This is a genomic window from Flavobacterium swingsii, assembly GCF_900111965.1.
GTDB classification, from domain to species: domain Bacteria; phylum Bacteroidota; class Bacteroidia; order Flavobacteriales; family Flavobacteriaceae; genus Flavobacterium; species Flavobacterium swingsii.
This window is the reverse complement of sequence record NZ_FOJT01000004.1, coordinates 220973-241768: the sequence shown is the minus strand read 5'-3', so window position 1 is coordinate 241768 and position 20796 is coordinate 220973. Positions and strand designations below refer to the sequence as shown.

Here is a 20796-nt window from a genome sequence, read left to right as displayed (position 1 = left end):
ACCTTAGCAAGCTAATTCTGGGGAGTTTTATTCGTGTTTTTTTCATCTGTTTATCAATAATATATAAGGTTAGCAATGCTTTTGTGTTATTATTTTTTTAAAATAAGCATTTCTTAACAAATGAAAATTAGGCTATATCTAATATTATTTTACATTTGTAACCCCAAAAGCTAAATTAGCATTTGTAATAACTAATAATATTATTTTATGAAAATTAGAAATTTTTTCACCCTTTTATTCCTTTTGTCTCTTACAATAGGCGCAAATGCACAAGCCAAAAAATACGCTGTTCACACGGTTGCTTTTTATAATTTCGAAAATCTTTTTGATACTATAAACAATCCGAATAACGACGAGGAATGGTTACCCGGCGGCGCTCAGAACTGGACATCAACAAAATACAAACAAAAATTACACAATTTAGGTAGAGTTTTATCTGAAATAGGAACCGGTGATAACAATAAAAATTCACCTGTCTTTATTGGTGGTTGTGAAATTGAAAACAGAGGCGTTCTTGAGGATTTAGTAAAAGACCCGCAACTTATAAGCAGTGATTATGGTATTGTACATTTTGATTCTCCTGACAAACGTGGAATTGATGTAGCATTTTTGTATCAGAAAAAACATTTTCAACCAACAAGTTATGTAAATGTTCCTTTATATGTTTACAGAAATAATGATAAGACCAAGAAAAAAGAAGAAGAAGAAAAAACAGATGATGTTATTGTTACGACAACTGAGGATACACGAGTTTATACTCGTGATCAGCTTCTTATAACTGGACTTCTTGACGGAGAAGAAATAAATGTTATTGTAAACCACTGGCCGTCACGCTCAGGAGGAGAAAAAAAGAGTAGCCCTTTTAGAGAAGCTGCAGGCGCTTTAAACAGAAAGATTATTGATTCACTTATAAAAATTAATCCAAATGCAAAAATAATCACCATGGGTGATTTGAATGACGGAAGTTATAACAAAAGTGTAAAAGAAGGTATTGGCGCAAAACTAAAAAAATCGGAACTAGAAACTCCAAGTGATATTTATAACCCATTCGAACAAATGGCAAAAGACGGAAACGCTTCGTTGTTTTATCGTGATGCAGGAGATATTTTTGACCAAATAATGGTGTCAGAAACATTAGTAAAAACTGACTTTTCTTCCTTCAGATATTGGAAAGCAGGAATTTACAACAAGCCATTTATGATAACAAAAGTAGGTCCATACAAAGGTTATCCACTGCGACATGGTAATAATGAGATCGGGTTTAGTGATCACTTTCCTGTTTATATTTATTTGATTAAAGAAGTAAAATAAAATTATTAAATCCAAAAAATCGAATGTCTAATAAAAAAGACATTCGATTTTTTATTTATATTTACCCTGTTATGAAAAATATTTTTACATTATTTCTTTTCCTCTTTTCTTTAAACAGTTTTTCGCAAGACACCATTACAACTGCAAAAGCGAAAAATTATATAAACAGTATCGCTTGTGTAACAGGAAAAGTAGTCTCATACAAATTGGCTTCTGGAGGAAAAACTACAAATTATATTAATCTAGACGCTGCTTATCCCAACAATGTTTTTACTATCGTAGTTACAAATGAATATTTAGAAACATCAAAAATAAAAATAGAAACCTTAAAGGATAAAATGATTTTCGCTTATGGACGTATTACAACTTATAAAAACGACCCAAAACAAATTCCACAAATATTTAATCCTAGATGGATTGAAGTAAAAAAATAGTAATTTTATACTTTAAAAAATAAAATTATGGCAATTGCAAGACCTTTTAACCTCAACAAATGGATTGACGAAAACCGTCATTTACTAAAACCACCCGTAGGAAATAAAAATTTATATGTAGATTCTGGTGATTATATTGTTATGATTGTTGCTGGACCCAATGCACGAAAAGACTACCATTATAACGAAACCGAAGAATTATTTTATCAATTAGAAGGCAATATTACTGTTTATATTCAAGAAGATGGTAAAAAAAGAGCCATGCAGCTTTCTGCAGGTGACATGTATTTGCATCCCGCAAAAGTCCCGCATTCGCCAGTTCGCTCCGCAAATTCCATCGGATTGGTTATCGAAAGAAAACGTAATGATATGGGAGCCAAAGACGGATTACTTTGGTTTTGTGACGAATGCAACCACAAACTGCACGAAGTCTATTTTGGATTAAACGATATTGAAACCGATTTCCAGAAACATTTCAAATATTTTTATAATTCGGAAGCGTTGCGAACTTGCGACAATTGCAACCATGTGATGGAAGTAGATTCTAGATATATACTTTAAATCATTTTATTTTAAAACTATTCTCTCACAATCTCAATTTTTTTTCTAATCTCATAGCCGCTTTCATCAACCACAGTGATATAATGAAAACCTTCCGTTGGTGTTATTGGCATTTCATGAAACGTTTTGGTCGAACCTTTATACACATTATCTACATACCAAAAAACTTCGGTTTCTCGATTAGAATGCGCTATTTTTAGGATTACAGGTTGCACTTCGCTATTAAAGTTTTTGGTCAAATATATTTTACTGTTTGTTTTTGGATAAATAAAATCCATCGAAGCTGTTAGTGTTCCTGTGCAATCACTTCTACAAGGAGGCAAAGGCGAATAGTCAACATGTTGGCTTTTATAATACCATTCCATCACGGGAGGAAGTACAAACCATTTTTTTGTCACAATATTTTCGACATTTTCGCAACTGCTGTTTACTCTATATTTTTCGGTTTTATCTAAATGCACCGTTTTGTGATAAGGGCAAATAGATGTTGATTTCCCTTTTAGTGGAACATATTGTTTAATTTTCGGACAATCTTCTTGCGCCAAATGACCACTGAGTTTGCAAATTTCTACTTCTGTTAAATCTAACAAAGGCGTGTCGAACCATTTTTGTCTTGGTAACAAATTAAACACATCAAACAATATAGGAGCAGCACTGGTAACACCAGTCAGCGTTGGTCGTCCTTCGCCCGAAGCATTTCCTACCCAAACACCCACAACATATCGAGAATTTGTACCAACAGCCCACGCATCACGATTACCAAAACTAGTTCCTGTTTTCCATGCGATTTTTAGTGAACTGTCATAAAATTTCCAAGCTTCGTCTCCTTCAGGACGATTCACTTCCTCCATCGCATTATAGGTTTGCCAAATAGCTCCTGCACCCAAAATGGTTTTTTGCTTACTATCGGAACCAAAATCGGGTGTGAAATTATGATCGTAATTGAGTTCTACAAATTCTTTGGTTCTGTAATTACCGTTGTTTTTATTAAAATAATCTACTGTCGATGACATTCCTGCATACGTGCGGCATAAATCCCATAAATTACTTTCGGCACCACCAAGGATGAGTGATAATCCGTAATGATCTGGTGATTTCGAAATATCTCTGAGTTTGAATCTCTGCAATTCTTCATAAAATTTATTGACACCAAAATCTTGTAACATTAAAACCGAAGGAATATTCAAAGAACGAGACAACGCCCTATGTGCTGGAACGGCGCCATCGAATGTTAAATTGAAATTTTGTGGCGTATATCCTGAAATCTGAGTCGGAATATCGGCAATTAAAGTATTCGGTAAAATTTCGCCTTCATCGAGCATTGCTGCATATAATAAAGGTTTCAAAATACTTCCAGTACTTCGAGGTGCATCAATAATATCTACATCTTTCTGATGATTCAAATCGGTTGGAGAATTACCAACGTAGCTAATTATATTTCTAGTTTTAATATCAATAACAATAATAGCTAAGTTATTGATTTCGTTTTGTTTATACTGATTGTAATAATACTTCGCCATTTGATTGACACGATTTTGTAGGGCAATATCGACGGTAGTCTTCAATCGAGTTCCTTCTTGGTTTTTAGCAACTCGTTGCAACAAATGTGGTGCAATTTGGGGTAAATCGTAAGGTTTTTGTGGCAAAGGTTCATCGATAGCCAATTCATACGTTTGGGTATCAATAATACCTTCGGTTTTTAATTTTAATAAAAGATTGTTTCGCTTTTTAAGCAGTTTTTGTTGGTTTTTTCCAGGATAAATTAAGCTTGGGGCATTGGGTAAAACTGCTAAAGTGGCACTTTCTGCCCATGATAATTGATGTGATTGCACACCAAAATAACGCCAAGAAGCCATTTCTAAACCTACTACATTGCCGCCAAAAGGAGCATGGGCTGCATATAATTCTAGAATTTTATCTTTTGAATGACGCGATTCTAAACGAGTCGCTAAAATCATTTCGATTACTTTTTCGAAATAAGTTCTGTTTTTTCCTTTTCGAGACAAACGAATTACTTGTTGTGTCAGCGTGCTTCCACCACGAACTACTTTGCCTGCTTTTTGATTTTGTTTAATGGCATTGACCATTGCCACTGGATTGAATCCGGGATGTTTGTAGAAATATTCGTCTTCAAAATAAACAATGCATTTCTTGAATTTATAAGGAACACTGTCTTGTGCTGGAAACCGCCATTGACCGTCTCGAGCAATTTTAGCGCCTAATAATTCGCCTTCTTTACTTTCGATTACGGTGGAATAAGGTTCTTGAAATAAGGTTCTAGGCAACGAAAAATAATAAACTATCAAAAGTACAAACACGATTGATGATTTTATTTTATTCCGTTGTATTATATCGATTATCCGTTGTAAAAACGCTTTGAATTTTGTTTTCAATTTATTTTGAGTTATTTAACCCTTCCAGAGTTCGAAACTTTGGAAGGGTTTTAAACTATTATTTTACTACTTCAACCCAAAAACCTTTAGTTCTAGCCAAAAATGTATTGTCGTACATCGCTTCGCATTGCAATCCAGGTAAATAATAAGTACCTAAATAGGAAGCGTTAAGTAAAACTCTAAACGTTTTGGTTTCGCCAGATCCTAATGGAAAATAGAAATTTGTTCTGTCATCTCGAATGTCAATATGGTCGGCAACATTGTTTGTGGCATCACCAAAATCGGTAAAACGTGTGTTTACAATTTCGAAACCTGAAGGTAAAATTTGAGATAATGCTACATTATCAACTCGTTCATTTTTTAAGTTTTTAATCGTAACTTCTGCAATAAACTCGGTCCCTTGATTTATTTTAGAAACATTGATAATACTTCCTTTTCTGTTTTTGAAAACAACTTTGGCACTCAAATTATTTTGAACAACTTGCTCTTGTCCCACAGGCAAAATACCAGAGTTTAAAACGCGAACATATAATGTATTGTTTTTGTTGTTTTTAATTGTGATTCCGTTTACACCATTTTTAATAGTTAAACTTCTTTCTGCCAATGTTTTATTAGTGTTAATTCCTAAAGTTTTTCCGCCATCGTTAAACTGAACATTAATCCCTTTCCCTCCATTGAATTGGGCAAATTTTGACATCGAATACAAGCAATAAGCAGTAGTTTGTGTACTCATCCATTGGTCAGCAGACATTTGTTTGGCCAGTTTATTTGCCATACTAAATGCTTTTTGTTTCTGACCCAATAAGATTAAAGTTTCCAATGACATCGCTCGATTACGGTCGCTAGAACCATAATAGTAATAGCTGTAATTATCATTATAATCTTCATCTATTTTAGATTTTAATAACAATGACATTCCTGCTTGTTTTTGTCCTGCTAAAACATAAGCGGCAGCCAATCGCAATTTACTTTCGTTAGAAATTCCTGAAGTTTCACGCAATCTGTTCATCGATGATAAATCAGGTGAACCAGCTAATGCTAAAGTGTACAAACGATATGCTTGCGCAAAATCATTGCCATATTTGGCCTCAAAACGCCATTTTTTAGCTTCTTTTTGTTGGTATGAAATCCATTTTTGTTTGAAATTTATTGGTAAAACATACCCTTTTTTCTCAGCTTCAATCAGGAAATGTCCAGCATAAGAACTTCCCCAATCATCGGCAGAAGTATCGCCTTGCCAGTAAGACATACCGCCATTTGCCAATTGAAACCCTCCCAATCTTGTAATTCCTGCCGTTACATTTTTCTGAATTAATGCTTTACGATTGGCATCGATATCGGCAATGTCATTCAAATATAATTGTGGAAAAACCGACGAAGTAGTTTGTTCGACACAACCATGTGGATACTGAATTAAATATTGTAATCTTCCATTAAAATTAATTGATGGCATAGACGAAACTTCCAATCTTGCTTTATTGCTTCCAGCTACTCCAAATGTTTTCCAAGAAATAGATTTAGAACTATTTGGCTCTAAAACGAGATCCGTATAAGTATTGGTTACAGGATTTGGATTGGTCATATCAATCTCTACATCATAAGTTGACTTTTCTTTACCAGAAGTTGCAATGACTTGTACTTTTGCAATTCCCGTAGTAGCACCAACTTCAAGATTGAAATACGTCATTTTTTCATCTGGACTTGTAAAAGTTAAATTTTGAATTGCTTTACCAATAATTTTTAAACCAGGACTTGTTTTTATTTGTACTGAAACATTTTTTACATGATTTTCCATAGCAAAAATCGTTACAGGAATCGTTACTTTTTCTGATGGAGAAATTTTTCGTGGCAACGAAGCCAATGCCATCAAAGGACTACGAACAGGTGTCGCTTTTTCGACAGCACCATAAGCACTTGTTTTAGCATCGCCAGCCACTATCATTGTTCTAACCGAACCAATGTATTTTGGTAATTTTATTTGATGGGTTTTGGTATTGCCAGCCTCAAGTTTGAATGGCCCAAGATAAATGACTACAGGTTTGAAACGATTGGCTTTTTTCGCTTTGCCTCCACCCAAATCTTGATCTCCACCAATACTAAATATCTGGTTTACTTTTCCGCCATAAGCACCTATTACATCATCGTAAATATCCCAAGTTTTTACACCTAGAGCTTCACGAACATAGAAACTATCCCAAGCATTTGGTGTTTTAAAACGAGTTAAATCTAATAGTCCTTCATCGACAACTGCAATAGTATAGGTCATCGCTTTTCCAGATTTTTCACTCACTTTTACGTTAAATGTTTGTTCTGGTTTCAGAACATCAGGCATAATAAGTTTTGGTTCTAAAATTGTGTTTTTATCAATTACTTCAACAGGAATAATTCCGTACATTCTTATTGGCGAATCGTTTTTAGTCGAGGCATGAGGTTGTAATAATGTAATATTAAAATACACGTTTGGCGCCATAGCAGCGGTTATAGGAACTTCGACTTTAGTCTCTCCTTTTTTGGTTTTTGCCCAAAGTGTTTGTACTACTTTTGCACCGTTTTCTATCGATATTAATGCACGTCCGCCTTCACTCGAAGGGAAAGATATTTGTGCTTTTTCGCCTACTGCATAATTCTTTTTATCGGTAGAAAAAACCAACATATTTGCTGTTGAAGCATCGGTATTTCTTGTTTTTCCTGACCAATAAGGATAATCGATATTTACAGTTTGTGCTGTGGAGTGACCATCTGTTGGATCGGTAACTCGAATCATATAACGTCCCCATTCTTCATCAGTTAATCCAAATTGAAAACTACCTTTTCCGTTGGCATCAGTATTCACTCTGAGTGTTCTATAGGAAGTAGTTGCGTTTGATGAATTGTAATTTGATACGTCATCGTTTGATGAATCCCACCACCAGCGCCATTCTACTTTAAATACTTTTACTTCTAAGTTTTTTACCGATTTTGGACGGCCTTTTTCATCGACAGTAACTACATCAAAGCGATTGCTAACTCTCGTTTCCAACATTTGATATTTTGTTAATTCAGGCAATTTCAATCCTACATACGTTTTGTAAGGAGAATATGTTGTTGCCATAACATCAGTGCTAAAATCGCCCCCTTCCTCATAAACTTTAGTCATAAATGCTGCTTTTAGCATTCCTGGCGCTTGACCTTGTAATTTAGGATCGATAGTTACTGAAGCTTTTCCGTTTACATCTACTTTTCCTGAAAAAACATTAATTTCTTCGGTACTAAATTGACGAACTTCGTCATCAAAATCATATTTCTCATACCCTTTGAAATTAGTTACATCTTGTGAAAATTTGGCTTGCATTTCAACCTTTAAATTTTTTGCCACAGCACCATGAAGCCAATTGACTTGAAGATTACTTGTGTTTGGATATGAAGAAGAAAGTACCGCGTTTTTAAAAACATTTTTAATTTTTAAACGATTGGGTTTAATGGTTTCAATTTTAATATTTTTATAAAATTTCGCTCCACCAACGCTAACCATCGCTTCCCAGCTTCCTGTTGGTGCATCGGCATCAGTAGGAACTATGAAACTGTAATGATTGAGTTCGCTCGATTTTTGAATCGTTTGATACGTTATTTTTCCGTTAGGATCAGATAATCTAAACTTGATTGGATGTGAGTTTGGAATTTTATTAGCCGCATCATTAAAAATAAATGATAAATACAAATTATCGCCAGGTCGCCAAACGCCACGTTCTCCGTATATAAAACCTTTCAATCCTTTTTGCAAAGCTTCTCCAGCGACATCGAAATTACTTACGGAAAGTGAGTTCCCGTCATCTAATTTTACATAAGTAGATTGGTCGCCAAGTGTAATAATCGCAAAATAAGCGAATTTATCGAGTTCGAATTGTGCAATTCCTTCGCTATTCGTTGCTTCGGTGGCGAGTTTTTGTTGCTGAAAATTGTATAACTCTACTTTTGCATTCGAAACTGGTTCGGTGGTTACAATATTATTTACAGCAAATAAATAGGATTTGTTTTCGCCACGTTTAGCGATAACTCCTAAATCCGAAGCTAAAATATTTGTTCCAATAGTTGTGTTGTAAAAGTAAGATTGCGAACAAGCGTCTTCGCTTTCTCGCCAGTCGTAATCTTCATAATAATAGTCGTCATAGCTATTTTCACTATAATTTACGTCGTTTTCATCCGTTGCTTCTTCTTCAGTTGCTTCTTCCTCGTCGGTTGAACCATCGCATTTATAAAGAGAATATTTCTTTTTGAATGAAAATTCGACACGATATATCGCACCCGGTTCTGGTGTAATTATTTTTGATAAATCGAGCGCAAAAGTGTTCCATTCGCTAAAGTTAACCAACTTATTTTCTTTTAAGTTAATAGTGCTTTTAGCAATAGGTTGCGCTACTTTTTTTAGATTTTGTGCACCATTTAGATCATTATATTGCAAAAACTGAAGAATGTTATTTTTATATATTTTATAAATCTTAACATCGACAGCACTTAGATTTACTGCTTCAAAATTGAGCTTCAAATTATTAGAGCTTGGTAAAATAGTTCCGTTTTTGGTAAACTTTACACTTGGTTTTATTTGGTCGAACGAAACGGTTGTCGAGAAATTTTGCTTCATTTTGTAACCATTCTCACTTTCAATTCCTTGAAAAACTTCAACTAAAACATTCCCAGATAGTATTTGCTCAGCAGTTGTGGTTTCTTCGATTGGTTCTACATATTCGACAGCTTCGTCAACTTCAACAGCAGCCGAATCGACAGCAACAGTGTCAATTACTTCAGCAATTGCTTCTGTAATGACTGGTTTTATTGACTCTTTTTCAATTTCATTATTAAAAAATACCTTTAATAAATTACCTTGTGTGCTAAATTTTAAATTTTTTGTGTTTTGAATAGATACCAATCCTTTAAAATCTTGCCCTTTTTGTAAAGCATCAGAAAAATTGATTAACAACGTTTGATTGTCGCCTTCGGGAATAGAAACATTGACCACTTTGAAATTGTCTTTTCCAATAATAGTATAGTCAATTTTGCCTTTTTGATCTATGTCAAAATCATTTCCATCGTATAAAATCTCGAGATTACTATCGTTATCTGAGCGTTGAATACTGTCTATAATAAATTTGAATTCGGTAGACGTACTTGTAGATTTGATGAATTTTACGGCAATATTTTTACCATTTTGTTCGGCAGTTACTAATTTTTGAGCAGTTTCAAAATCTATATTATCAGCAGTTTTTAGCGTACAATTTAAGTATTGATAATCTTTGCTGTAAGATTGAATGTCTTGTGTGGTTACAAGAAAATCTTGTTTTAGAGTTTTTACAGTAAAGTTAAATTCCGCTAATTCTTTTTTGACAGTTGTTAAAAGTTTATCAACTTTCAACGTGACTTGATATTCTGTATCTGGATCTAGCTTTTTTTCTGGAATAAAAGCAATAGTATTTGCGGAAAGCACCACTACTTTTCCGTTTACACTTGGAGAAATATCAAATAAATCGTTGTCTAAAACCTGATTTGCCTTCCAATCTTTTTTATCGAAAGCAAGCACGACTCGAATATCGGATTGCGCCGAGACGATGCCTCCTGTAAAGTTTGAAATAATACCCTTAAATAACGAAAAATCTGAATTAAAATCGGCGGCTGATTTTCTGCCACAAGCTTGAAAAATAAGAACTGCAAGGAACAAATAAACAAATTTTTTCGTTTTCATTTGGATTAAAAATTAAGAGTAAATAGATGGTTAAAATTTCACTAAAACTGCATCAAAAATAAGACCATTTTTGTTAATTTTTTAAACTATATTAGATTTATTTGTAGTTATTTTTCAAATAAATCTAATTGCTTGTGTTTTGAGTTTTTTATTGATCTTAATTAGCAATTTTTGTTTAAAATCGAAGAAAAATTTAACATTTAAAATTTCGTAATTTAGAAGCAATAAAAATAAGTAGTTAATTTGGGTTTTTTTAATCGAAATTATCATTTTTGGTTGTGATTTAATTCCAGCCATGTATCTTTGTAGGTGATTAAAATAATTTATTAAGCAATGCAATCAAATCAATTAGATTATTTACCAATATTTATGCAAATGGGACTTGCTGTCGGATTTGTGGTGTTAACCATAATTGGATCCAGCTTTTTAGGACCTAAAAGGTCATCTGTAAACAAAGATAAAAACTTTGAAAGCGGATTAGATTCGATAGGTAATGCTCGTATTCCATTTTCTGTTAAATATTTTCTTGTAGCTATTTTATTTGTCCTTTTTGATGTCGAGGTAATATTTTTATATCCTTGGGCAATCAATTTTCAAGAATTAGGAATGGAAGGCATGATTAAAATGGTGATTTTCATGTCATTATTATTAGTTGGTTTTTTCTACATTATCAAAAAGAAAGCCCTAGAATGGGATTAAAAAACAATTTTTTTCTTATATTTAAGTAATGATTTTTTCAGAACTTAATAATTAAATATTAAAATGAGCAATTCAAATATAAACATAGTAGAAGCTCCGGAAGGAGTATCAGGTGAAGGTTTCTTTGCAACAAAATTGAATGATGTTGTAGGTTTAGCCCGTGCCAATTCTATGTGGCCATTGCCTTTTGCAACTTCTTGTTGCGGTATCGAGTTTATGGCAACAATGGCTTCACATTATGATTTAGCGCGTTTCGGGTCTGAGCGTGTGAGTTTTTCTCCTCGTCAGGCAGATATGTTAATGGTTATGGGAACTATTTCTAAAAAAATGGCGCCTATTTTACGTCAGGTTTACGAACAAATGGCAGAACCTCGTTGGGTAATCGCTGTTGGCGCTTGTGCTTCGTCAGGAGGGATTTTCGATACTTATTCTGTTTTACAAGGAATAGATAAAGTAATTCCAGTAGACGTTTACGTGCCAGGTTGCCCTCCAAGACCAGAACAAATTGTAGACGGCGTGATGCGTTTGCAAGAATTGGTTAAATCCGAATCTGTTCGTCGTCGTAGTTCGCCAGAGTACCAAGAATTGTTAGCATCTTATAACATTAAATAAGAAAATGGCTTTAGAAAACACTCAAATTCAAGATAAAGTAACAGAAACTTTCGGAGAAAGCGTAATGCATTTTCGTCAAGAAAAAGACATTTTCACTTTCGAAGTATCGGCTGATAAAATAACTTCAGTGATTCTGTTTTTGAAGAACGAAGAAACGTTAAACTTTCACTTTTTAACCGATGTATGTGGGATTCATTATCCGGATAGCAATGTAAACGAACAGTTTGCAGTAGTCTATCATTTGCATAATTGGATTGAAAACAAACGAATCAGAATCAAAAGTTTTATCAACGGAGAAACTCCTGAAATTAAAACCATCTCAAATATTTTCTTGAGTGCCAACTGGATGGAACGTGAAACTTACGATTTCTACGGAATCAATTTCATTGGTCACCCACAATTAAAAAGAATTCTGAATATGGACGAAATGATTTCTTTTCCAATGCGAAAAGAATTCCCATTGGAAGATTCAGGAAGAACAGATAAAGACGACAGATTTTTTGGTAGAACGCCATCAAACTGCTAACATATAATTTTTCAGATTTACTAAATGTCAGAACTATTATTACCACCAGAGCATCGATATGCTAAAATAATTAAAGAGCGTCTAAACGAAGACGGAAGCGAGCTTTCGATTCTGAATTTAGGACCAACTCACCCAGCTACTCACGGTATTTTTCAAAATATCTTGTTGATGGATGGAGAGCGTATTTTGGATGCTGAACCAACTATTGGTTACATTCACCGTGCGTTTGAAAAAATTGCCGAAAATCGTCCTTTTTACCAAATCACACCGTTAACGGATAGAATGAACTATTGTTCTTCCCCGATCAATAACATGGCGTGGTGGATGACATTGGAGAAACTATTGGATATTGAAGTGCCGAAACGTGCACAATATTTAAGAGTTATCGTCATGGAATTGGCGCGTATTACGGATCACATTATCTGTAACTCGATTTTGGGTGTAGATACGGGTGCGTATACCGGTTTCTTGTATGTATTCCAATTTAGAGAGAAAATATACGAAATCTACGAAGAAATTTGTGGAGCTCGTCTAACAACCAATATGGGTCGTTTGGGTGGTTTCGAAAGAGATTGGTCGCCAAAAGCTTTCGAACTATTAAATACATTTTTAGAAGAATTTCCAGCTTGTTGGAAAGAATTTGAAAATCTTTTCGAAAGAAACAGAATTTTTATTGATAGAACTGTAAATGTAGGAGCAATTTCTGCGGAAAGCGCCATGTCTTACGGATTTACAGGTCCAAATTTACGTGCTGCGGGTGTCGATTATGACGTTCGTGTAGCAGAACCATATTCTTCTTATGAAGATTTTGAATTCATTGTTCCTGTTGGAAAATCAGGCGATACTTATGATCGTTTCTGCGTTCGTAACGCAGAAGTTTGGGAAAGTTTAAGCATTATTCGTCAAGCATTGGCTAAAATGCCGGAAGGAAACGAATACCATGCGAATGTTCCGGATTATTACCTTCCGCCAAAAGAAGATGTATACAATAACATGGAAGCCTTAATTTACCATTTCAAAATTGTAATGGGAGAAGTTCCTGTTCCAGTGGCTGAAATTTATCACGCTGTAGAAGGTGGAAACGGAGAATTAGGATTCTATTTAATTACCGATGGAAGCCGTACACCGTACAGATTGCATTTCCGTCGCCCTTGTTTTATATACTATCAAGCATATCCTGAAATGATTAAAGGAGCATTATTATCTGATGCCATCGTCATATTATCAAGTCTTAATGTAATTGCCGGCGAATTAGACGCTTAATAATTATGGAAAAATCACAGATCAAACAAAATATAAATATCACGGAAGCATTGACGACTCGAATCAATGAGTTAATCAGTCATTATCCGGATGATAAAAGAAAATCAGCATTATTGCCTGTTTTACATGAAGTACAAGATGCTCATGACAACTGGTTGAGTATTGAATTACAAGATAAGGTTGCTGAAATTCTTCACATTCTACCTGTTGAAGTATACGAAGTGGTGACATTTTACACGATGTTTAACCAAAGACCAATTGGTAAATACATGTTCGAATTTTGCCATACGTCACCTTGTTGCTTAAATGGCACCGAAAACTTAATGGATTACACTTGTAATAAATTAGGTGTGAAAGTTGGAGAACCTACTGCTGATGGTATGTTTGAAGTTCGCGGTGTAGAATGCCTCGGAGCTTGTGGTTATGCACCAATGATGCAGTTGGGAGATTTCTACCAAGAACATTTAACAGAAGCAAAAATAGATCAGTTAATCACTGATTGTAAAGACAATAAAATAATATTACACGATAAATAAGATGTCAAAAAAAATATTATTAGAAAAAGTAAACATTCCAGGAATTAAAACCTACGAAGTATATCGTCAAAATGGCGGTTATACATCTGTAGAAAAAGCGCTAAAAACCTTAACGCCTGACGAAGTGGTTGAAGAAGTAAAAACTTCAGGAATTCGTGGACGTGGAGGAGCTGGTTTTCCAATGGGAATGAAATGGAGTTTTATTGATAAAAAATCAGGAAAACCAAGATATTTAGTTTGTAATGCTGATGAATCTGAACCTGGAACATTCAAAGACAGATATTTGATGGAATTTATTCCTCACTTATTAATTGAAGGAATGATTACTTCAAGTTATGCATTAGGTGCAAACTTATCTTACATCTATATTCGTGGAGAATATATGTGGGTTTATAAAATTTTAGAAAAAGCCATCGCCGAAGCAAAAGCTGCTGGTTGGTTGGGTAAAAACATATTAGGAACTGGTTACGATTTGGATTTATATGTTCAAATTGGCGGTGGAGCCTACATTTGTGGTGAAGAAACCGCATTAATCGAATCGTTGGAAGGTAAAAGAGGAAATCCTCGTATCAAACCACCATTTCCTGCAGTTTCAGGACTTTGGGGAAATCCAACAGTTGTAAACAATGTTGAAACTATTTCTGCTGTGCCTTGGATTGTGAACAATTCTGGTGCTGCTTATGCAGAAATAGGAATCGGGCGTTCTACAGGAACCAAATTAATTTCTGCCTCAGGAAATATCAAAAACCCGGGAGTTTACGAAATCGAAATGGGATTATCTGTTTACGAATTTATGAATTCCGATGAATATTTGGGTGGAATGAGCACCGACAGACCTCTAAAAGCATTAGTACCTGGAGGAAGTTCAGTACCTGTTTTACCAGCACATTTAATATACAAAACAGCCAATAACGAAGACCGATTAATGTCTTACGAAAGTCTATCTGATGGTGGTTTTGCTACAGGATCTATGTTGGGTTCAGGAGGGTTTATTGTGTACGATGACAGAGCATGTATTGTTCGTAATACCTGGAATTTCTCTCGTTTTTACCACCATGAATCTTGCGGTCAATGTACACCTTGTCGTGAAGGTACTGGTTGGATGGAAAAAATATTACACAGAATAGAAACTGGAACAGGTCGTGAAGAAGATATCGATTTACTATTGAGTATTCAAAGTAAAATTGAAGGAAACACAATTTGTCCTTTAGGTGATGCAGCAGCTTGGCCAGTAGCAGCGGCAATTCGTCACTTTAGAGAAGAGTTCGAATATCATGTTCGTTTCCCAGAAAAAATAAAAAATAGAGATCACTTTGTTGCTGAACCTTTCGAGAAAGTGAAGCATTTGGTTTCTAAATTAACAGTATAAAGTCAAGAATTTACTATAATGAAAGTAACAATAGACGGACAAAGTGTAGAAGTAGCCCCAGGAACAACAATCCTGCAAGCTGCACGTATGATTGGTGGAGAAGTAGTGCCGCCAGCCATGTGTTATTACTCAAAATTAGAAGGTAGCGGCGGAAAATGTCGTTGTTGTTTGGTTGATGTAACAAAAGGTAGCGAAGCAGACCCAAGACCTATGCCAAAATTAATGGCGTCTTGTGTAACAGGTTGTCAAGACGGAATGGAAATAGCTAGTAAAGCTTCTCCAAGAGTTCAAGAAGCAAGAAAATCGGTAACGGAATTTTTGTTGATTAACCACCCGTTAGATTGTCCAGTTTGTGATCAAGCAGGAGAATGTGATTTGCAAAACTTAAGCTTCGAACACGGGAATCCAAAATCTCGTTTTATCGAAGAAAAAAGAACATTCGAACCAGAAGATATTGGTCCGAATATTCAATTGCACATGAATCGTTGCATTTTATGTCAAAGATGTGTTCAAGTAGCAGATCAATTGACAGACAATCGTGTTCATGGAGTAATGGATCGTGGAGATCACGCAAATATTTCGACTTGTATTTCAAAAGCAATCGACAATGAGTTTTCTGGAAATATGATTGATGTTTGTCCGGTTGGAGCTTTAACTGACAAGACATTCCGATTCAAATCGAGAGTTTGGTTCAACAAACCATATAATGCACACAGAGATTGCGACAAATGTTGCGGAAAAACTACGGTTTGGATGTTTGGTGGAGAAATTCAACGTGTTACAGGTCGTAAAGATGTGTATCATGAAGTGGAAGAATTCATCTGTAATGGATGTCGTTTCGACCATAAAAATGTAGAAGATTGGATTATCGAAGGACCTCGTGAATTCGAGAAAGATTCTGTTATCAATCAAAACAACTATACTCAGAAATTAGAAAAAGTAGAAATCGCTACCGAAAAATTAATTTTGGAAGGTAGAGAAATCGACCATAAGAAAATCAGTATGTCTGAAATTGATTACAACGAAAAAATTGACGGCAACCTTATAGATTCAAAGAAAAATGGATAGTGCATTTATAATAGAAAAAAGCGTTGTTATTTTAGTGGTTTTTGCTTTAACAATGATTATGGCGATGTATTCTACTTGGGCTGAGCGTAAAGTAGCAGCATTTCTTCAAGACAGAGTTGGACCAAACCGTGCAGGTTGGGGTGGATTATTACAACCACTTGCCGATGGATTAAAATTGTTTTCGAAAGAAGAATTTTCTCCAAACACACCTAATAAATTTTTGTTTGTTGTAGGGCCAGCTATTGCGATGAGTACAGCTTTAATGACCAGCGCAGTGATTCCTTGGGGAGATAAATTACACCTTTTTGGAAGAGATATTTTATTACAAGCTACCGATATTGACAATGCCTTATTGTACATTTTTGCAGTAGTTTCTGTTGGAGTCTATGGTATTATGATTGGTGGTTGGGCATCAAATAACAAGTTCTCGTTAATGGGAGCGGTTCGTGCGGCTTCACAAATGGTATCGTATGAAGTAGCCATGGGATTGTCTATGATTGCTTTATTAATGATGACTGGAACTTTGAGTTTACGAGAAATTTCAGCGCAACAAGCGGGAATGAATTGGAATGTTTTTTACCAACCAGTTTCGTTTTTAATCTTTTTAATTTGTGCTTTTGCAGAAACCAACAGAACGCCTTTCGACTTAGCAGAATGTGAATCGGAATTAATTGGAGGTTATCATACAGAATATTCATCCATGAAAATGGGATTTTATTTATTTGCAGAATATGCGAATATGTTTATTTCATCAGCAATTTTAGCTGTCTTATTCTTCGGAGGATACAATTATCCAGGAATGCAATGGATGGTTGAAAATGTTGGAGTAAACACTGCAAATATTTTAGGTTTCTTAGCCTTGTTTATTAAAATATGTGGCTTTATTTTCTTCTATATGTGGGTTCGTTGGACGATTCCACGTTTTAGATACGATCAATTAATGCATTTGGGTTGGAAGGTTCTAATCCCATTAGCAATTCTAAATATTATGGTTACAGGAATTTGCCTTTTACTGTTTAAATAAAAGATTTTATGTCAACGACTATACAAAATATATCATTATCAGGTAGAAAAAAACAAGTTTCCAACAAGGAAATGACTTTTTTAGAAAACCTTTATCTTGTGGCGATTGTAAAAGGTTTGCTAATTACAATCAAACACTTTTTTAGAAAAAAAGTGACCATTCATTATCCAGAACAAGTACGTGAAATGAGCTCGGTTTATCGTGGTCAACATCAGTTGAAACGTGACGAGCAAGGACGTGAAAACTGTACTGCTTGTGGACTTTGTGCACTTTCTTGCCCTGCGGAAGCTATTACAATGAAAGCTGCCGAAAGAAAACCAAATGAAAAACACTTGTACCGTGAGGAAAAATATGCCGAAATATATGAGATAAATATGTTGCGTTGTATTTTTTGTGGTTTGTGTGAAGAAGCGTGTCCGAAAGACGCTATTTACTTAACAACTTCAAAAGTTTTGGTTCCTTCAAGCTACGAGAGAGAAGATTTTATCTTCGGAAAAGACAAACTGGTTATGCCTTTAGATATCGCAATGCAAAATGCACAACTTAAAAACGCTAACTAATGAGTACATTATTAATTATTTTCTACTTTTTGTCGGCCATTACATTGGCAACAGCATTTTTAACTATCATTAGTAAAAACCCTATTCACAGTGCTATTTATTTGGTAATTTGCTTCTTTAGTGTAGCAGGTCATTACTTATTATTTAATGCACAATTTTTAGCAATTGTACATATTATAGTATATTCTGGAGCGATTATGGTCTTGTTTTTATTCACGATTATGTTGATGAATTTGAACAAAGAAGGCGAACCTCATAAAAAAATCGCTACGAAATTAGCCGCAGTTATTTCCTTCGGATTGGTTTGTTTCGTAATGTTAGCCGTTTTCATCAAAGCAATGCCAAAAATGGAAACGTATAGAACTTCTGGTCAAGATTTTCAATCGATAAAAGTTTTAGGCAAAGTATTACTTAATGAATATATGGTTCCTTTCGAATTTGCTTCTGTTTTGTTATTAGTAGCAATGATGGGCGTGGTATTATTGTCTAAAAAAGAAAAAACAATTCAATAAAATGAATAATATATTAGTACAAATAGGAATTGAAAATTACATCTTTTTGTGTGTGGTTTTGTTCTGTATCGGAATTTTTGGTGTTTTGTATCGTCGAAATGCCATCATCATGTTTATGTCTATCGAAATTATGCTAAATGCGGTTAATTTACTTTTTGTAGCATTTTCAACTTTTCATCAAGATGCACAAGGACAAGTTTTTGTATTCTTCTCGATGGCTGTGGCTGCTGCCGAAGTTGCCGTAGGATTGGCGATATTAGTGTCAATATTTAGAAATTCAAGTTCTATTGATATTGATAATTTAAAAAATTTAAAAGGATAAATACTAATGGAAAAAAATTTAGCTTTAGTATTATTGTTAGCGCCACTTTGTGGATTCTTATTTAATGTTTTTCTTGGAAAAAAAGCAGGAAAAACGATTATAGGTGCGATAGGAACTTTATCGATTCTAATCTCATTTTTTGCAACAACTTACTTTTTTGCATTGATTCAGTCGAATGCAAAACCAATTCAAATTGATTTGTTTCAATGGATTTCTTTAGAAAAATTCAATGTTAACTTTTCGTTTTTATTAGATCAATTGTCAATCATTTGGTTGTTATTCGTAACGGGAATTGGAACATTAATACATCTATATTCTATTTCTTACATGCATGATGACGAGAATATGCACAAGTTTTTTGCTTATTTAAATCTGTTTGTGTTTTTCATGGTAACCTTGGTCATAGGAAGTAACTTATTAGTTATGTTTATTGGTTGGGAAGGCGTTGGTTTGTGTTCTTATTTACTAATTGGTTTTTGGTACAAAAATCAAGAGTATAATGATGCCGCCAAAAAAGCTTTTATCATGAACAGAATTGGAGATTTAGGTTTGCTGATTGGAATTTTCATCTTAGGATATTTATTCAACACTTTAGATTATGCTACTTTAAAAACTGGCATTTTAGCGAATAGTGATATTTTATCAAATCCTTTACTTTCTATAGCTGCTTTATGTTTATTCATCGGTGCTTGCGGAAAATCAGCACAAATTCCATTATACACTTGGTTACCAGACGCGATGGCTGGACCAACTCCAGTTTCGGCATTAATACACGCTGCAACAATGGTAACGGCTGGTATATTTATGGTAACAAGAATGAATTTCTTATTCAATTTAGCGCCATATGTTCAAGATATTATGGCAATTGTTGGAACAATTACTGCAATTGTAGCTGCTTCGATAGGATTGGTTCAAAATGATATTAAAAAAGTATTGGCTTATTCTACCGTTTCTCAATTGGGATTAATGTTTTTAGCATTAGGTCTTGGTGCTTATGAAGTAGCGGTTTTTCACGTTATCACACACGCTTTCTTCAAAGCTTGTTTGTTCTTAGGTTCTGGTTCGGTAATTCACGCTTTGCACGGAGAACAAGATATGCGTAATATGGGTGGATTGAAAAAAGTGATGCCAATTACTTTTTGGACAATGATGATTTCAACTTTAGCCATTGCGGGAATCTTTCCTTTTGCAGGATTTTGGTCTAAAGATGAGATTTTGATGACTGCTTTTCATGGAAATATGATACTTTGGATTATTGGTTCGATTGCATCAATCATGACGGCGTTTTATATGTTCCGATTAATGTATTTGACATTCTTCAAAGAATTTAGAGGAACCGACGAGCAAAAACATCATTTACACGAAAGCCCGAGTTTAATTACTATTCCATTGATAATATTAGCATTTTTAGCTGCGATTGGTGGATTGATTAGTTTGCCAGGAAACAGTTGGCTGAATCATTATTTAGCTCCATTATTTGGAAAAGTTGGTCATGCAGAACATCATTTAGACGGAACTGCGTATGTGTTGATGGCAATTGCAACCGTTGGTGCTTTGGTTGGAATTGGAATTGCCTATTCTAAATACATCAAACAAAATCAAGTGCCTGAAGAAGATTCTAAAATTACTGGTGTTGCTAAAGTTTTATACAACAAATATTATGTCGATGAAATTTACGATGCGATTATCGTAAATCCATTATATAAAGTATCGCATTTCTGTAGAAAATATATTGAAACAGCGGTTTCTGGATTTGTTTTCGGTTTAGGAAAAGTAACAAACGAAATTGGAACTCAAGGAAAATTAGTTCAAAATGGAAGCATCGGATTGTATCTTTTTGCTTTTGTATTGGGTGTTTGTTCGATATTTATTTATTTATTTTTAGTTTAATAA

Annotated in this window: 17 protein-coding genes; 15 read left to right on the top strand and 2 right to left on the bottom strand. The window is 34.5% G+C overall.

Features of this window, described 5'->3' with window-relative positions; translation table 11 throughout:
• The first annotated feature begins 207 nt into the window (after positions 1–207).
• The 3 genes from BM053_RS08155 to BM053_RS08145 are packed head-to-tail and all read left to right on the top strand — an operon-like array spanning position 208 to position 2306.
• On the top strand, positions 208–1311 hold the full coding sequence (locus tag BM053_RS08155) for an endonuclease/exonuclease/phosphatase family protein (protein ID WP_091476153.1): 1104 nt from the start codon (positions 208–210) through the stop codon (positions 1309–1311).
• A 23-nt stretch (positions 1312–1334) separates the two neighbouring features.
• A complete protein-coding gene (locus BM053_RS08150) occupies positions 1335–1745 on the top strand; it encodes a hypothetical protein (protein ID WP_167357326.1) in 411 nt (136 codons plus the stop codon).
• A gap of 27 nt (positions 1746–1772) precedes the next feature.
• Positions 1773–2306, top strand: a complete 534-nt coding sequence (locus BM053_RS08145) for a 3-hydroxyanthranilate 3,4-dioxygenase (protein WP_091476146.1) — start codon at positions 1773–1775, stop codon at positions 2304–2306.
• A 17-nt stretch (positions 2307–2323) separates the two neighbouring features.
• On the opposite strand, the gene pbpC is transcribed toward BM053_RS08145, so the two are convergent.
• Together pbpC and BM053_RS08135 are read right to left on the bottom strand one after the other, a co-directional pair.
• Positions 2324–4699: a penicillin-binding protein 1C gene (pbpC, locus tag BM053_RS08140; RefSeq protein ID WP_091476143.1), complete on the bottom strand. Its 2376-nt coding sequence runs from the start codon at positions 4697–4699 to the stop codon at positions 2324–2326.
• A 58-nt stretch (positions 4700–4757) separates the two neighbouring features.
• Positions 4758–10412 carry an alpha-2-macroglobulin family protein gene (locus tag BM053_RS08135; RefSeq protein ID WP_091476142.1) on the bottom strand — a complete coding sequence of 1885 codons (5655 nt, stop codon included), beginning with the start codon at positions 10410–10412 and terminating at the stop codon, positions 4758–4760.
• Between the two features lie 333 nt (positions 10413–10745).
• Between BM053_RS08135 and BM053_RS08125 the strand changes: the two genes are divergently transcribed.
• From BM053_RS08125 to nuoL, 12 genes are all read left to right on the top strand, one after another.
• Entirely contained in the window at positions 10746–11111 is a 366-nt protein-coding gene (locus BM053_RS08125; protein WP_091476137.1) for an NADH-quinone oxidoreductase subunit A, read from the top strand.
• A gap of 63 nt (positions 11112–11174) precedes the next feature.
• Positions 11175–11723 (top strand): NADH-quinone oxidoreductase subunit B, encoded by a 549-nt coding sequence (locus BM053_RS08120; protein WP_091476134.1) that lies wholly within the window; start codon positions 11175–11177, stop codon positions 11721–11723.
• Between the two features lie 4 nt (positions 11724–11727).
• Positions 11728–12249, top strand: a complete 522-nt coding sequence (locus tag BM053_RS08115; RefSeq protein ID WP_091476132.1) for an NADH-quinone oxidoreductase subunit C — start codon at positions 11728–11730, stop codon at positions 12247–12249.
• A 24-nt stretch (positions 12250–12273) separates the two neighbouring features.
• Positions 12274–13512 (top strand): NADH-quinone oxidoreductase subunit D, encoded by a 1239-nt coding sequence (locus BM053_RS08110; protein WP_091476130.1) that lies wholly within the window; start codon positions 12274–12276, stop codon positions 13510–13512.
• A 5-nt stretch (positions 13513–13517) separates the two neighbouring features.
• Positions 13518–14048, top strand: a complete 531-nt coding sequence (locus BM053_RS08105) for a complex I 24 kDa subunit family protein (protein WP_091476127.1) — start codon at positions 13518–13520, stop codon at positions 14046–14048.
• 1 nt (position 14049) lies between these two features.
• Entirely contained in the window at positions 14050–15417 is a 1368-nt protein-coding gene (nuoF, locus tag BM053_RS08100; protein WP_091476125.1) for an NADH-quinone oxidoreductase subunit NuoF, read from the top strand.
• Between the two features lie 18 nt (positions 15418–15435).
• Entirely contained in the window at positions 15436–16485 is a 1050-nt protein-coding gene (locus BM053_RS08095) for an NADH-quinone oxidoreductase subunit G (protein WP_091476123.1), read from the top strand.
• Positions 16478–17509 (top strand): NADH-quinone oxidoreductase subunit NuoH, encoded by a 1032-nt coding sequence (gene nuoH, locus BM053_RS08090; RefSeq protein ID WP_091476120.1) that lies wholly within the window; start codon positions 16478–16480, stop codon positions 17507–17509. Before BM053_RS08095 ends, nuoH begins: the two co-directional genes overlap by 8 nt.
• 8 nt (positions 17510–17517) lie before the next feature.
• Positions 17518–18069, top strand: a complete 552-nt coding sequence (locus tag BM053_RS08085; RefSeq protein ID WP_091476118.1) for a NuoI/complex I 23 kDa subunit family protein — start codon at positions 17518–17520, stop codon at positions 18067–18069.
• Positions 18069–18581 carry an NADH-quinone oxidoreductase subunit J family protein gene (locus tag BM053_RS08080; protein WP_091476116.1) on the top strand — a complete coding sequence of 171 codons (513 nt, stop codon included), beginning with the start codon at positions 18069–18071 and terminating at the stop codon, positions 18579–18581. Before BM053_RS08085 ends, BM053_RS08080 begins: the two co-directional genes overlap by 1 nt.
• 1 nt (position 18582) lies before the next feature.
• Positions 18583–18903: an NADH-quinone oxidoreductase subunit NuoK gene (gene nuoK / locus BM053_RS08075; RefSeq protein ID WP_091476113.1), complete on the top strand. Its 321-nt coding sequence runs from the start codon at positions 18583–18585 to the stop codon at positions 18901–18903.
• A gap of 6 nt (positions 18904–18909) precedes the next feature.
• Positions 18910–20793, top strand: a complete 1884-nt coding sequence (gene nuoL / locus BM053_RS08070) for an NADH-quinone oxidoreductase subunit L (RefSeq protein WP_091476111.1) — start codon at positions 18910–18912, stop codon at positions 20791–20793.
• Positions 20794–20796 lie beyond the last annotated feature (3 nt).

Bases quoted from the DNA above. Each gene is read 5' to 3' on its own strand.
- BM053_RS08115 (WP_091476132.1), top strand. From the start codon at position 11,728: ATGGCTTTAGAAAACACTCAAATTCAAGATAAAGTAACAGAAACTTTC.
- nuoL (WP_091476111.1), top strand. From the start codon at position 18,910: ATGGAAAAAAATTTAGCTTTAGTATTATTGTTAGCGCCACTTTGTGGA.
- BM053_RS08095 (WP_091476123.1), top strand. From the start codon at position 15,436: ATGAAAGTAACAATAGACGGACAAAGTGTAGAAGTAGCCCCAGGAACA.
- nuoF (WP_091476125.1), top strand. From the start codon at position 14,050: ATGTCAAAAAAAATATTATTAGAAAAAGTAAACATTCCAGGAATTAAA.
- BM053_RS08080 (WP_091476116.1), top strand. From the start codon at position 18,069: ATGAGTACATTATTAATTATTTTCTACTTTTTGTCGGCCATTACATTG.
- BM053_RS08125 (WP_091476137.1), top strand. From the start codon at position 10,746: ATGCAATCAAATCAATTAGATTATTTACCAATATTTATGCAAATGGGA.
- BM053_RS08135 (WP_091476142.1), bottom strand. From the start codon at position 10,412: ATGAAAACGAAAAAATTTGTTTATTTGTTCCTTGCAGTTCTTATTTTT.
- BM053_RS08155 (WP_091476153.1), top strand. From the start codon at position 208: ATGAAAATTAGAAATTTTTTCACCCTTTTATTCCTTTTGTCTCTTACA.
- nuoH (WP_091476120.1), top strand. From the start codon at position 16,478: ATGGATAGTGCATTTATAATAGAAAAAAGCGTTGTTATTTTAGTGGTT.
- BM053_RS08110 (WP_091476130.1), top strand. From the start codon at position 12,274: ATGTCAGAACTATTATTACCACCAGAGCATCGATATGCTAAAATAATT.
- BM053_RS08120 (WP_091476134.1), top strand. From the start codon at position 11,175: ATGAGCAATTCAAATATAAACATAGTAGAAGCTCCGGAAGGAGTATCA.
- nuoK (WP_091476113.1), top strand. From the start codon at position 18,583: ATGAATAATATATTAGTACAAATAGGAATTGAAAATTACATCTTTTTG.
- BM053_RS08150 (WP_167357326.1), top strand. From the start codon at position 1,335: ATGTCTAATAAAAAAGACATTCGATTTTTTATTTATATTTACCCTGTT.
- BM053_RS08105 (WP_091476127.1), top strand. From the start codon at position 13,518: ATGGAAAAATCACAGATCAAACAAAATATAAATATCACGGAAGCATTG.
- BM053_RS08085 (WP_091476118.1), top strand. From the start codon at position 17,518: ATGTCAACGACTATACAAAATATATCATTATCAGGTAGAAAAAAACAA.
- BM053_RS08145 (WP_091476146.1), top strand. From the start codon at position 1,773: ATGGCAATTGCAAGACCTTTTAACCTCAACAAATGGATTGACGAAAAC.